General features: G+C 42.7%; 13 protein-coding genes. 9 read left to right on the forward strand and 4 right to left on the reverse strand.

Translation table 11 applies throughout. From position 1 onward, the window contains the following. Nucleotides 1–82: 82 nt before the first annotated feature. Together DQW11_RS08975 and ileS are read right to left on the reverse strand one after the other, a co-directional pair. Entirely contained in the window at nt 83–730 is a 648-nt protein-coding gene (locus DQW11_RS08975; protein WP_113923747.1) for a lipoprotein signal peptidase, read from the reverse strand. A 74-nt stretch (nt 731–804) separates the two neighbouring features. After that, nucleotides 805–4,191, reverse strand: coding sequence for an isoleucine--tRNA ligase (gene ileS / locus DQW11_RS08980; RefSeq protein ID WP_113924200.1), 3,387 nt, complete (start codon nt 4,189–4,191; stop codon nt 805–807). A 247-nt stretch (nt 4,192–4,438) separates the two neighbouring features. On the opposite strand from ileS, the gene DQW11_RS08985 reads away from it, so the two are divergent. From DQW11_RS08985 to DQW11_RS08995, 3 genes are read left to right on the forward strand one after another with little or no spacing between them, the layout of a single operon-like run. Then, nucleotides 4,439–4,720, forward strand: a complete 282-nt coding sequence (locus DQW11_RS08985) for a type II toxin-antitoxin system RelE/ParE family toxin (RefSeq protein WP_113923748.1) — start codon at nt 4,439–4,441, stop codon at nt 4,718–4,720. 13 nt (nt 4,721–4,733) lie between these two features. Beyond that, on the forward strand, nt 4,734–5,024 hold the full coding sequence (locus tag DQW11_RS08990; RefSeq protein ID WP_113923749.1) for a HigA family addiction module antitoxin: 291 nt from the start codon (nt 4,734–4,736) through the stop codon (nt 5,022–5,024). After that, nucleotides 5,021–5,473, forward strand: a complete 453-nt coding sequence (locus DQW11_RS08995) for a DUF1569 domain-containing protein (protein ID WP_113923750.1) — start codon at nt 5,021–5,023, stop codon at nt 5,471–5,473. Before DQW11_RS08990 ends, DQW11_RS08995 begins: the two co-directional genes overlap by 4 nt. Nucleotides 5,474–5,495: 22 nt before the next feature. Here DQW11_RS08995 and DQW11_RS09000 read toward each other — a convergent pair whose 3' ends face one another. Further along, nucleotides 5,496–6,848, reverse strand: coding sequence for a deoxyguanosinetriphosphate triphosphohydrolase (locus DQW11_RS09000; RefSeq protein ID WP_113923751.1), 1,353 nt, complete (start codon nt 6,846–6,848; stop codon nt 5,496–5,498). A 24-nt stretch (nt 6,849–6,872) separates the two neighbouring features. Between DQW11_RS09000 and DQW11_RS09005 the strand changes: the two genes are divergently transcribed. The 3 genes from DQW11_RS09005 to DQW11_RS09015 all read left to right on the forward strand — a co-directional run bounded on the left by DQW11_RS09005 (nt 6,873) and on the right by DQW11_RS09015 (nt 9,311). Next, nucleotides 6,873–7,673, forward strand: coding sequence for a DUF4382 domain-containing protein (locus DQW11_RS09005; protein WP_113923752.1), 801 nt, complete (start codon nt 6,873–6,875; stop codon nt 7,671–7,673). A gap of 5 nt (nt 7,674–7,678) precedes the next feature. After that, nucleotides 7,679–8,704: a bifunctional diaminohydroxyphosphoribosylaminopyrimidine deaminase/5-amino-6-(5-phosphoribosylamino)uracil reductase RibD gene (ribD, locus tag DQW11_RS09010; RefSeq protein WP_113923753.1), complete on the forward strand. Its 1,026-nt coding sequence runs from the start codon at nt 7,679–7,681 to the stop codon at nt 8,702–8,704. Nucleotides 8,705–8,828: 124 nt separating this feature from the next. Continuing rightward, nucleotides 8,829–9,311, forward strand: a complete 483-nt coding sequence (locus tag DQW11_RS09015; RefSeq protein ID WP_113923754.1) for a GAF domain-containing protein — start codon at nt 8,829–8,831, stop codon at nt 9,309–9,311. A gap of 7 nt (nt 9,312–9,318) precedes the next feature. On the opposite strand, the gene DQW11_RS09020 is transcribed toward DQW11_RS09015, so the two are convergent. After that, nucleotides 9,319–9,891: an LOG family protein gene (locus DQW11_RS09020; RefSeq protein ID WP_113923755.1), complete on the reverse strand. Its 573-nt coding sequence runs from the start codon at nt 9,889–9,891 to the stop codon at nt 9,319–9,321. A gap of 495 nt (nt 9,892–10,386) precedes the next feature. On the opposite strand from DQW11_RS09020, the gene DQW11_RS09025 reads away from it, so the two are divergent. From DQW11_RS09025 to DQW11_RS09035, 3 genes are all read left to right on the forward strand, one after another. Continuing rightward, a complete protein-coding gene (locus DQW11_RS09025; protein WP_113923756.1) occupies nt 10,387–10,956 on the forward strand; it encodes a non-canonical purine NTP diphosphatase in 570 nt (189 codons plus the stop codon). 19 nt (nt 10,957–10,975) lie between these two features. Beyond that, nucleotides 10,976–11,593, forward strand: coding sequence for a uridine kinase (gene udk, locus DQW11_RS09030; RefSeq protein WP_113923757.1), 618 nt, complete (start codon nt 10,976–10,978; stop codon nt 11,591–11,593). A 75-nt stretch (nt 11,594–11,668) separates the two neighbouring features. Then, entirely contained in the window at nt 11,669–12,034 is a 366-nt protein-coding gene (locus DQW11_RS09035; protein WP_198669875.1) for a hypothetical protein, read from the forward strand. Nucleotides 12,035–12,078 lie beyond the last annotated feature (44 nt).

Here is a 12,078-nt window from a genome sequence, read left to right on the forward strand (position 1 = left end):
ACGTAATCCTAAGTCAATTTATTACATTTTCATGAAAGCTCAAAAAAAATCCCTTCAGGTCTTAATCTGAAGGGATTTTGAATCAGGCGTTTTCTTCGCCTTCTATAAACTGTTTCTGGATTTCATCTACTTCTTCTTCCTTTTTTTGGACGAGTTCTTCTTTGAAAAACCTCCCTTGGAATATCAGAATGATAGTAACCCCCACAAATATCGAAGCGTCTGCAATATTGAAAATCGGCCAAAGTGCGGTATAACTTCCTCCCCAGACTGGTACCCACTCCGGAATAAAACCTTCCCAGATATCAATATAAAACATGTCAATCACCTGACCATGAAGCCAAGGGGTAGGGGCATTGTAAGGTGCGTTGTTCAGCCAAACACCATAAAACACACTGTCCACCAGGTTTCCTATCGCTCCTCCCAAAATCATGGAAATACAGATGATATAGGCAGGATGTAGATTTTTCTTGATGATGTAATAGAGGTAGTATCCTATCCCAAACATGGCGATCAACCGAAAAGATGTCAACAGCAGTTTGCCGTATTCTGATCCTATCTGCATGCCAAAGGCCATCCCGGGATTGGTGGTATAATGTAGCTTAAACCATTCTCCAATGACTTTAATCTGACCGGGTGTCCCAAAATCCATCTCGTTATGGACAATCATTTTGACAGCTTGGTCAATGATAATCACCAATAGGGCGATTGCAAAATATTTCAAATACTTCATCGATAGCATTATAAAGCCACAGATTTAAGGATTTTTTGTAGAATCTCCCCTATCTGTGGCGTGTTAATTTGATTTTATACTTTCTCTACCTTGACTGTCAATTCAAAATCATCCATGTCAAGTTGGGTTCCGTCACTCACAGAACCGTTCACTTCCAACGAGAGCGCCTGTGTTTCGGTTTGGATGTAAGTGGCAAAATTTTCCAAAGCGCTATTGACCATGTCATCATGTTTGGCCACTTTGATGGTGATTTTGTCCTGAACTTCCAGACCCATGTCCTTGCGGAGATTTTGGATCCTGTTGACCAAGTCTCTTGCTATTCCTTCCTGCTTCAGTTCTTCTGTCAAAGTCACATCCAAGGCCACTGTTACCCCATTGTCAGAAGCAACTGACCATCCCGGGATATCCTGAGAAGAGATCAACACATCTTCCAAAGTCAAGTTCACCGTTTCCCCATCCAGGGTCATATCAAATGAACCATTTTTTTCAATGGATGAAATTTCTTCTTTCCCCCATGCATTGATCGCAGCAGACACCTGCTTCAATTTCGGGCCAAATCTTTTTCCTAAAAGCGCAAAATTTGGCTTAACGGATTTTACCAAAATACCGGAAGTGTCATCTATGTATTCGATATCCTTGATATTTACCTCAGATTTGATCAGGTCATCTACATGTTGGATCTGTGCTTTGGTTTTTTCATTCAAAACCGGGATCAAGACTTTTTGCAAAGGCTGTCTTACTTTGAGTTTTTCTTTTTTCCTCAGAGAGTGTACTAAAGAAGAAATATCCTGCGCCAACTGCATGCTTGCTTCCAGGTCTTCTTTGATCAGTTTTGGATCAGCAGCATTCCAATCTCCCAAGTGGACGGATTCAGGCAAAACCTGTCCCGCTTCCCTGCTGCTTTCCGTGAGGTTTTGGTACAACCAATCAGCATAGAACGGCGCAAAAGAAGACATCAACTGCGCAAGGCTTGACAGACATTCATACAAAGTCTCGTAGGCGGCCTGTTTGTCTTTGTTGATTTCTCCTCTCCAGAATCTTTTCCTTGCCAATCTTACATACCAGTTGGAAAGCTGATCGACGGTGAAGTTCATGATCGCACGGGTTGCCTTGGTCGCATCGTAATTGTCCATGGCGGCCTCTGTTTCGGAGATCAGGGACTGAAGCTTGGAGATGATCCATTGGTCCAGTTCCGCTCTTTCGAATACAGGTACTTTTTTGGCAGGATCATAGACAAAATGATCCAGGTTGGCATAGAGCGCAAAGAAATTATAGGTGTTTTGCAGCGTTCCAAAGAACCTTCTCTGTACTTCTGCCACGCCCTCAAGGTTGAATTTGAGGTTGTCCCAAGGATTGGCATTGCTTAGCATGTACCACCTGAGCGCATCAGGACCATATTCATCCAGTGTTTTGAATGGATCCACAGCATTGCCCAATCGCTTGGACATTTTGTTGCCGTTCTTGTCCAAGACCAAACCGTTGGCAATGACATTTTTGAAAGCCACGGAATCGAAAAGCATCCCGGCTATGGCATGCAGTGTAAAGAACCAACCCCTTGTCTGATCCACGCCTTCGGCAATGTAATCTGCAGGATAATTGGCTTTAAAGATCTCCTCATTTTCAAAAGGATAATGCCATTGTGCATAAGGCATTGCCCCGGAATCAAACCAAACATCTATCAAATCCGGTTCACGGAACATTTTTTCTCCTTTGGCAGAAACCAATACCACATCATCCACATATGGACGGTGGAGGTCAACTTCTTTTCCTTCGAATGGAGAAGCTGCCATAAATCCTTTAGCAATGGACTTCGCCATTTCTTCATTCAATTCGGCAATCGAGCCGATACATTTCTCTTCCGTTCCGTCTGCTGTTCTCCAGATCGGAAGTGGCGTACCCCAAAATCTGGAGCGGCTTAGGTTCCAATCCACCAGATTTTCCAGCCAGTTGCCAAATCGGCCTGTACCCGTTGCTTCAGGTTTCCAGTTGATGGTTTTGTTCAGTTCTACCAATCTGTCCTTATAAGCTGTGGTTTTGATAAACCAGCTTTCCAAAGGATAATAAAGGATCGGCTTGTCTGTTCTCCAGCAATGCGGATAGGTGTGTTCGTATTTTTCTACTTTGAAAGCCTTGTTTTCATTCTTCAGAATGATGGAGATGATTACATCGGTGTTTTTGTACTCCTTGTTGCTCTCATCGTCTTCGAGGTAATTTTTGACATAGAAATCATTCGCTCCCAATTCCTTGTGGGCGCTGATGCCGTGTTCTTTCATTTTTGCAGCAAGGTATTCACCGACAACAGGCAGGAATTTTCCTTGTCTGTCCACTACCGGAATGTCATTTCCCAAGTCGTCTTTGACAAATATTCCGGGTATATTTTGTTGTACCAAAGTCCTGAAATCGTCCGCACCGAAGGCTTTTGCCAAGTGCACGATGCCGGTACCGTCTTCAGTGGTCACATAATCGCCTGCCACTACCGTAAATGCCGGATGCGGCAAAGCCAAACCTGCAATCGGGAAAAGCTGCTCATATTCCCAACCCAAAAGGTCTTTGCCTTTGTATTCCTCTATGATCTCATAAGGGATCAATTTGTCTCCGGCTTTGAAATCCGCCATGGCGATTTCCTGTGCTTTTGGATTGAGGTAAGCGCCCATTCTGGCTTTTGCCAATATGACATTTACCGGTTCGAAGGTGTAGGGATTGAAAGTCCGGACTTTGACATAGTCGAGTTTTTCCCCTATGGCCAAAGCCGAGTTGGAAGGCAAGGTCCAAGGTGTGGTTGTCCAGGCAAGGATGTAGGTATTGTCCTGTCCTTTGACTTTGAACTGTGCCGTGATGGAAGTGTCTTTGACATCCTTGTAGGTACCGGGCTGATTGAGTTCGTGCGAACTCAGACCTGTACCTGCCGCAGGAGAAAATGGCTGAATCGTATATCCTTTATAAAGCAAGCCTTTGTCATACAGCTTCCTCAAAAGGCTCCAAAGACTTTCAATATATTTTGGCTCGAAAGTGATATAAGGATCATCCAAATCTACCCAATAGCCGATTTTCTCGGTCAGGTCATCCCATTCATGTTTGAAACGCATGACCGTCTCGCGGCATTTTTGGTTGTATTCTTCGACGGAGATTTTCTTTCCGATATCCTCTTTGGTGATGCCGAGTTCTTTTTCAACCTGCAATTCCACCGGAAGTCCGTGTGTATCCCAACCCCCTTTTCTTTTTACCTGAAATCCTTTGAGCGTTTTGTACCGGCAGAAAATATCTTTCAGGGTCCTTGCCATCACATGGTGGATACCCGGCGTACCGTTGGCAGACGGTGGTCCTTCAAAAAAAGTGAAGGTTTCGAAACCCTCTCTGTTGTCCACGGATTTTTTAAAAATGTCATTCTCTTTCCAGAATTGGAGGATATCTACTCCTATTTTGGGATAATCAACTTGTTTGAACTCCTGGTATTTTTTCACGGTATTCCTTGGGGTTTTATTTTTTCCCACCCAAAACTCCAGATTTCTGAATTGATCCTTGGGCGGATATGTCTATATGAAAAGGGTCAAATAACTAACCCTTTCAAAAGCAGGCACAAAGTTAAGAGATTTTGGGGTTAAGAAGGAATACTTTAGGAAAATGATCATCAGGACATATTTTATTAAATGAAGGTTTGTGAAAATTAAACCAATTACTTATGTTTGACGTAAGTAAACTTATTTTTGAATGATCAACTCATTTGGCAGCAGGGAAACAGAAAAAATTTGGCAGGGAGAAGTTTCCAAAAAGCTTCCATTTGAAATCCAAAATACGGCAAGGCGAAAGTTGAGAATGATCAATAACGCAGCAAACATCAATGATTTGAGAATTCCGCCGGCAAATCATTTGGAAAAATTGAGTGGCAACCTTGTTGGATTTTATAGCATCAGGATAAATGATCAATGGAGAATTATATTTCAATGGGATGGTAGCCACGCCAATGAAGTGGAAATCATAGATTACCATTAAGCAAAATTTGAGTATGGAAAAATTGAATAATATACATCCGGGAGAAGTTTTGAAAGTGGAATTTCTCGAGCCAATGGGACTGACAGCTTACAAGCTGGCCAAGGCGATATTCATTCCCCAAAATAGGTTGAGTGAAATCATCCATGGAAAAAGGAGTATTACAGTAGACACAGCCATAAGGTTTTCCAAATTTTTTGGAACAAGTCCTAAATTTTGGCTTGGTCTTCAGATGGATTATGATTTGGAGGAAAAGAAACTGGAGGAATCCCCGGATATTCAGGAAATTAAAGCATTTCAAGAATGAGCAAAACGATCCTTTCCTCCCAAGCAGTCAATGAACTTCTTGTCAGAACAGAAAAATTGAATCCCGATATCAAAGCCAATTGGGGTCTGATGACCGCTACCGAGATGCTTGTCCACTGTAATTTGGCCCATCAGGGAATTCTCAAAGCTCCCAAATCTGACAAAAGTGCGACATTCAGACAGCTGATGTTCAAGTTTGTCTTCTTCAATATCAGAAGTGAATTCCCAAAGCTGGCCAAAGGTCCAAAGAGATTTCAAACTGCAGGAAATGCTCCGGACGCTTCCTTTGAAGAAGAAAAATCAAAATTTATTCACATCCTGAGTAAATACCCTAAAATAGATTATGCTTTGGAAGCGTCACATCCCGTTTTTGGTCCACTGACCCATCAGCAATGGGGAATATTTGTGTGGAGGCATGTGGACCACCACCTCAGGCAATTCGGAGTTTAAAGCGGTAATTTTTTTGTCAGAATCAGGTTCCAGGAAGGGAAATACCTTTTACTCTCCGGTAAAGGGATAGCGCGTACCTGTCCGTCATTCCTGAAATAAAATCCACCAAAGCGCGAAGCAACGGATAGGGATTGACTTTGATTTCCCATCCATCTAAAGGAAAATCTTCTGGCAGCAACCTCAGGATACTTTTGTCTTTGCCTGAATACAGTTCGGTCTGGTAGAATTTATGGTTCAGCGCTTTTGAAAAAACTTCCAATAAACCCTCCAAAACCTGAAAACCTGCAGCTTCTTTTTCTAAAACAGGTTTGGACCTGTAGATTTTTTTCACAGAAAGGTGAGAGATTTTTTCAAGCGGTTTGGCGGATGGAATAATGTCAGTGAGTGCCTTGTCAAAGTCACCGCTAAGAATCGCCTCTTCATTGGCACAAAAAGCTTCCACCGCTTCGCTGATCAAACTTCCGATCGTCATGGCCCGCAGAATGGCCAATTTTTGGGAGTCTGTTTTGTATTTCTCTAATTTTTCAGGTTTGAATTTGTCCCCCAATATCTCGGCAAGCAATTCAATGGTCTGCTCAATGCTTACCAAACCCATGGTGCAACCGTCTTCGAGGTCAATGATGCTATAGCAGATATCATCGGCTGCTTCCACCAAAAAAGCAAGTGGATGCCTCAACCAACATTCTGCATTTATTTTGGTCAGTCCCAATTCTGAGGCGAGTTGGGCGTAGTCTTTTTGCTGGTCGGTAAAGAACCCAAATTTCTTCTGACTTCTGCGGTTGTGGTCTCTTTTGAAAATGTGGGATGGCCTTGGATATTTTGTAAATGCAGCCAAGGTTGCATAAGAAAGTTTCAATCCGTTATCCTTGGAAACCAACATCCTAAAGCCTTGGGCATTTCCCTCAAAGTTTGTCAAATCATCCCATTCATGGGGTTTGACATGGGTGCGCCAAATGTAGCCATATGGGTGGTGCTTGAAAAAATCAGAGATGGCCTCCTCACCGGCATGTCCAAAGGGCGGATTTCCGATATCATGTGCCAATGCCGCAGCTGCCACGATGGCACCAAAATCAGAGGAATGGATTCCTTTTTCGGCGAGATTGGGATATTTACTGATGAGGTATTCACCGGCGGACTTTCCCAAAGACCTGCCTACGCTGGATACTTCCAGGCTATGGGTAAGTCTGGTATGGACAAAATCATTTTCAGGGAGCGGAAAAACCTGGGTTTTGTCCTGAAGATTTCTAAACGGAGCAGAAAAAATGATCCGGTCGTAATCTATTTCAAACTCACTTCTAAAAGATTCAGGAGAGGAATTTTCTTTTTTCGAAGAATCAAACCTGTCCGAACTTAATAATTTTTCCCATTGCATCATGTCCAAAAATACTAATTTTACCCTGTGATAAAATATATACAAAATCTAATTCTTTTTTCGGTATTCTTATGCTCCTGCGTCTCAGATGGAGAGAGAAGCACTGCGCTCGTCAATGTCTTTGTGATTGATGCTCCCGGCAATTTTGAGGAAGTATGGGTGGAGATTTTGGGTGTGGAGGTAAAGACCACAGGTACAAGAGGTCAGGACAATGCAGCTCCTGTTTTTTTGGAAAATATCCAAGGCAACAAGCAGGTCAACCTTTCCAATCTTATTTTGGATAAACAGTTTTTGGTAGGCCGAGGGGAATTATTGGTTGGAGCACTTATTGAATTGACTTTAAAACTCGGAACAGACAATTATGTGGTAGTAGACGGGACGAGATTTCCATTGGTATTTGAAAGCAATGAATCGCAAAATCCTTCCCTAACAGTCAATTACCCTTTAGATCCCGGAATTTCGTACGATATCTTTATTGATTTTGAGGTTTTCAGGTCTATTAAATCCCAGCCCGATCCCACCAACGGTTTTGTGCTGAAGCCCAAACTCCGTTCCTTCACCAGGGCGGATACAGGCGAAATAGCCGGATCAATCCTTCCTCTTCAGGAAAATGCAGCCGTGTATGCCATTCGAGGACAAGACACCCTCTCTTCCACCGCGGTTGAACTTTCCACAGGTAAATTCAAATTACGTGGACTTTTGGGAAGCCATACCATTTCGATTATTCCATTCAATACGAATTACCTACCTGAGACTATTAAGAATGTCAATGTTGAAAGCAGAAAGATCACCCAAATAAATGCCATTACACTCCGTCCAAAACCTTAATTCACATGACTCAGGATGAATTGTACATGCGGAGGGCCATCGAATTGGCGGAATGGGGAAGTGGCAAAGTAAGTCCCAATCCTATGGTCGGCTGTGTCATAGTGCATGAAAACACAATCATTGGCGAAGGATATCATCAGGTTTATGGAGGACCACATGCCGAACCCAATGCCATCAATTCGGTTGCTGATCAAGATTTATTACCAGAATCTACTGTATACGTATCCCTTGAGCCCTGCGCCCATTGGGGCAAAACTCCTCCCTGTGCCCATCTTTTGGTAGAAAAAAAAGTGAAAAAAGTTGTGGTTGGGGCGATTGATTCTAATCCTTTGGTGGGAGGAAAAGGAATTCAGATTTTAAAGGAAGCAGGAATTGAAGTTGTCACAGGAATTTTAGAAAAAGATGTAAGGGAGCAGAACAAGCGCTTTTTTACTTTTATCGAAAAGAAAAGACCTTATGTCATCCTCAAATGGGCCCAAACCCGGGATGGATTTGTGGCAAGAGAAAATTTTGATTCCAAGTGGATTTCCAATGCCTATTCGAGACAGCTTGTCCATAAGTGGAGGTCTGTGGAAGATGCCATCTTGGTCGGAACTTCCACTGCCAAATACGACAATCCACAGTTGAATGTCAGGGATTGGGAAGGAAAAGATCCCGTCAGGATTGTATTGGATAGAAATTTGACTTTGGATAGGAGTTTGCATTTGTTTGACAACGCCCAACCTACCATCTGTTACAATCAAGTCAAATCAGAAAAATTTGAGAACTTAGATTTGGTACAATTGATGTCAGGTTTTGGAGTTAAGGAGGTTTTGGAAGACCTGTATCAAAGGAAAATTCAGAGTCTGATCGTAGAAGGTGGAGCACAGGTTTTGAAAAGTTTTATTGAAAATGAACTTTGGGATGAGGCTCGGGTTTTTACAGGTCAGGTCCAATTTGGAAAAGGCATTTCGGCACCCCTGATCAAAGGTAAATTGCTCTCCGAATCAGAAATCATGGGGGATAGGTTGGCTGTGTGGAAAAGAAATTGAAAGATTCCTTCAGATTGTCATTTAAGAAATTCAAATAGAAACAAGTCCAAAGATTTGAAAGTTGGCTACATCGGTCATCCGTCATCGGTCAACATAAATCCATAACCACAAATTGTTTTAAACCATGTCCGAATCCCTCTACTTACCCGAAGCTGCCACCAAAACAGAAAAGTACCAAGCCATCCTTCCCCAGATTGAGGCTTTGATATCCTCAGAGTCTGATAGCTATGCGAATCTTGCCAATGTTGCGGCAGTATTGAGGGAAGCTTTTGGTTTTTTTTGGGTCGGATTTTACATTGTCAAAGCGGAACAGTTGGTATTGGGACCATTTCAAGGACCTTTGGCCTGTACGAGGATAGCTTTTGGAAAAGGTGTTTGCGGGACTGCTTGGAAAGAGGCTAAAACGCAACTTGTTCCTGATGTGGATGCGTTTCCGGGACATATTGCCTGCAGTTCTGCTTCACGGTCTGAGATCGTAGTTCCGGGTTTTAAAGAAGGGAAAGTTTGGATAGTCCTTGATGTCGACAGTGATCAATTTGACGATTTTGACCAAAGCGATGCTTTTTACCTCGAAAAATTGATGGCCTTGGTGGACAAATACTGTTAAGTGAAGTCTACTTCACCTCCCATTTTTCAATATACTTCGGTTCGAAAGAACTCATCTTATCCAATAATTCTACAGGATCGCTGCTTACTATCAATAAGTCCAACTGCGCTTGGTGCAAAAATCCTTCTTTTGCCGAATGCTGCAGAAAAGTAATCAACCCATCATAATACCCATGTACATTGTACAGTGCCAAAGGCTTGCTGATATAAGCCAATTGGTTGAGGGTCATGATCTCAAAAAGTTCCTCAAAAGTCCCGATTCCCCCCGGCATGGCGATAAATCCGTCGCCTTTTTCTGCCATCAGCCACTTACGGTCGCGCATGGTTTCGACGACAGTCAGTTCGGTCAATCCTCGGTGCGCTACCTCGATGTCCACGAGTTTTTGGGGAATGATCCCATAGACATCCATCCCTGCTTCCAACATCGCATCGGCGATGACGCCCATCAACCCGACATTTCCGGCACCATAGACCAAAGCCATGTTTCTTTTGACCATTTCATTTGCCAAAGCTTTTGCTCCTTCTTCGTAGATAGGATTTTTGCCTTTGTTGGAACCGCAGTAGATGGTGATTTTTTTCATGAGTTGATTTTTGGACAAAAGTAAGTGTATTTACCCTATTCTGCGAAGGTCTGCGAAATCCGCGGGAGTAATTTTTTGAATTCTGAGTATTTAAAGTCCCGCAGACATCGCAGATTTTTGCAGAAAAAAATATAAGGTGTCCCGCGAAGGCGCGAAGATGCAAAGAAAAAAATTTACCTCAGAGGACGCGGAGGCCACGGAGAAAAAAAGAGCAAAGCCTCTAAGAAATGCACCTTGCGGTCAAAGCTAAACCACTGGGGTCATTGCGGTAAAATTTTTCAGAATTACCAATCATCAACTGTGAAAATCTGTGTTCATCAGTGGTAAATATTTTTTCCCGCAGACAACGCAAATTGGCGCAGAACCTTTTCTCCTAAAGCCATACATCTGGATATTTGATTTTTTCTCTGCGAAGGTCTGCGAAATCTGCTGGAGAAATTTTCAGGACCTGGCTCATTTTACCCTTTTCCAATTATTCTCCCTAATTTTGACCCTATGAAAATCTGTTTTGCCACCAACAACAAAAATAAAATAGAAGAGGTCAAATCTGCCCTTGGAGAGGACTTTATAATTGTATCCTTGGAAGAAATCGGCTGTCGGGAAGAACTTCCCGAAACAGGTGACACCTTGGAACACAATGCCTTCCAAAAAGCCAGGTATGTCAAAGACAACTATGGTGTGGATTGCTTTGCAGACGATACCGGATTGGAAGTGGCGGCATTGGATGGAGCTCCGGGAGTTTATTCAGGAAGATTTGCCGGCGAACCGAGAAGTGATGACAGGAATTTAGACTTGCTTTTGAGCAAAATGGCAGGAAAGGAAAATAGGAAAGCGAGGTTCAGGACCGTCATTGCGCTTATTCTGAATGGGGAAGAGCATGCCTTTGATGGAGTCGCAGAAGGTGACATAATTCATGAAAGAATCGGAACCGGTGGCTTTGGCTATGATCCTGTATTTGTTCCAAATGGATTCAAAAAAACTTTTGCTGAATTGACCTTGGAAGAAAAAAATAGCATCAGCCACCGTGGTAAGGCTGTAAAAGCTTTGGTCAACTTTCTCAAATAAAGTTTTAAATTTGTTACCCATGAACAAACCATTTATTGTAGGTATAACCGGGGGAAGTGCATCGGGCAAGACTTTATTTTTAGATAGACTTTTGAATTCATTTGATCCCGGGGAAGTTTGTCTGATTTCTCAGGACAATTATTACAAACCGAGACACCTGCAACCGGTGGATGAAAAAGGGATCCACAATTTTGATACGCCCAACTCCATTGATTTTGCGCAATACGCTGAAGATATCAAGAAGATCCAAAATGGAGAGACTGTCTACAGACAGGAATACACTTTCAACAATCCCAACAAAAAACCCAAAACCCTTGAATTTGCACCGGCGCCTGTGGTCGTGGTAGAAGGGATATTCGTACTTTATTATCCAGAGTTGGCGGACTTATTGGACCTGAAAGTATTTATCGATGCCAAAGAATACATCAAGCTTAAGCGTAGGATCGTCAGGGACAAAGTAGAGCGGGGTTATGACTTGGATGATGTTTTATATCGGTACGAGATGCACGTCATGCCGACTTATGAAAAATACATTGAGCCTTTCAAGAACGATGCAGACCTGATCATTCCAAACAACAGGAATTTTGACCATGCCTTGGATGTGATCCGATCCTACCTAAGGATAAAAACAAAGTAACCCGAATTGCTTCAGATTCAGTTTTTTTTAGGTTAGGCCTTTTGTATTTACAAAACTTTATATATTTGCTCCCCCGTGAGAAAACAAACCCGAAATATTGCCTTATTAAGACAGAGAGCGACCATTTTGTTGGTGCTGTTCTTTTGCTTGGTGGTGAGCGGCGCTGAATATTTTCCCAAAGGAGCCGATCAATCCAAGAAAAACAACAAGGAACAATCCCAAGATGCGGATTCTTCCTCCGAACACCAGACTTTTTTAAATGTTGCAGTTGATGCCGTGGTTCCTTTCGTAACCGTGCTCTCCCAACAGGTATTTTATTTGATTTACGAAAACTACACTGTCGAGCCGCCCGTCACAAACGGCGTCAGCATTTCATTGCCTTTGAATTTTCCGTATTGGGAAATCCTCTTGGAGAGGATTATTTCTCCCAATGCACCCTGATATTTTTTTCTTTCTCGAATACCTGAGCCTATAATGGCTTTCCC

The sequence above is a fragment of the Cognataquiflexum aquatile genome, assembly GCF_003316845.1.
In the GTDB taxonomy this organism is placed as follows: Bacteria; Bacteroidota; Bacteroidia; order Cytophagales; family Cyclobacteriaceae; genus Cognataquiflexum; species Cognataquiflexum aquatile.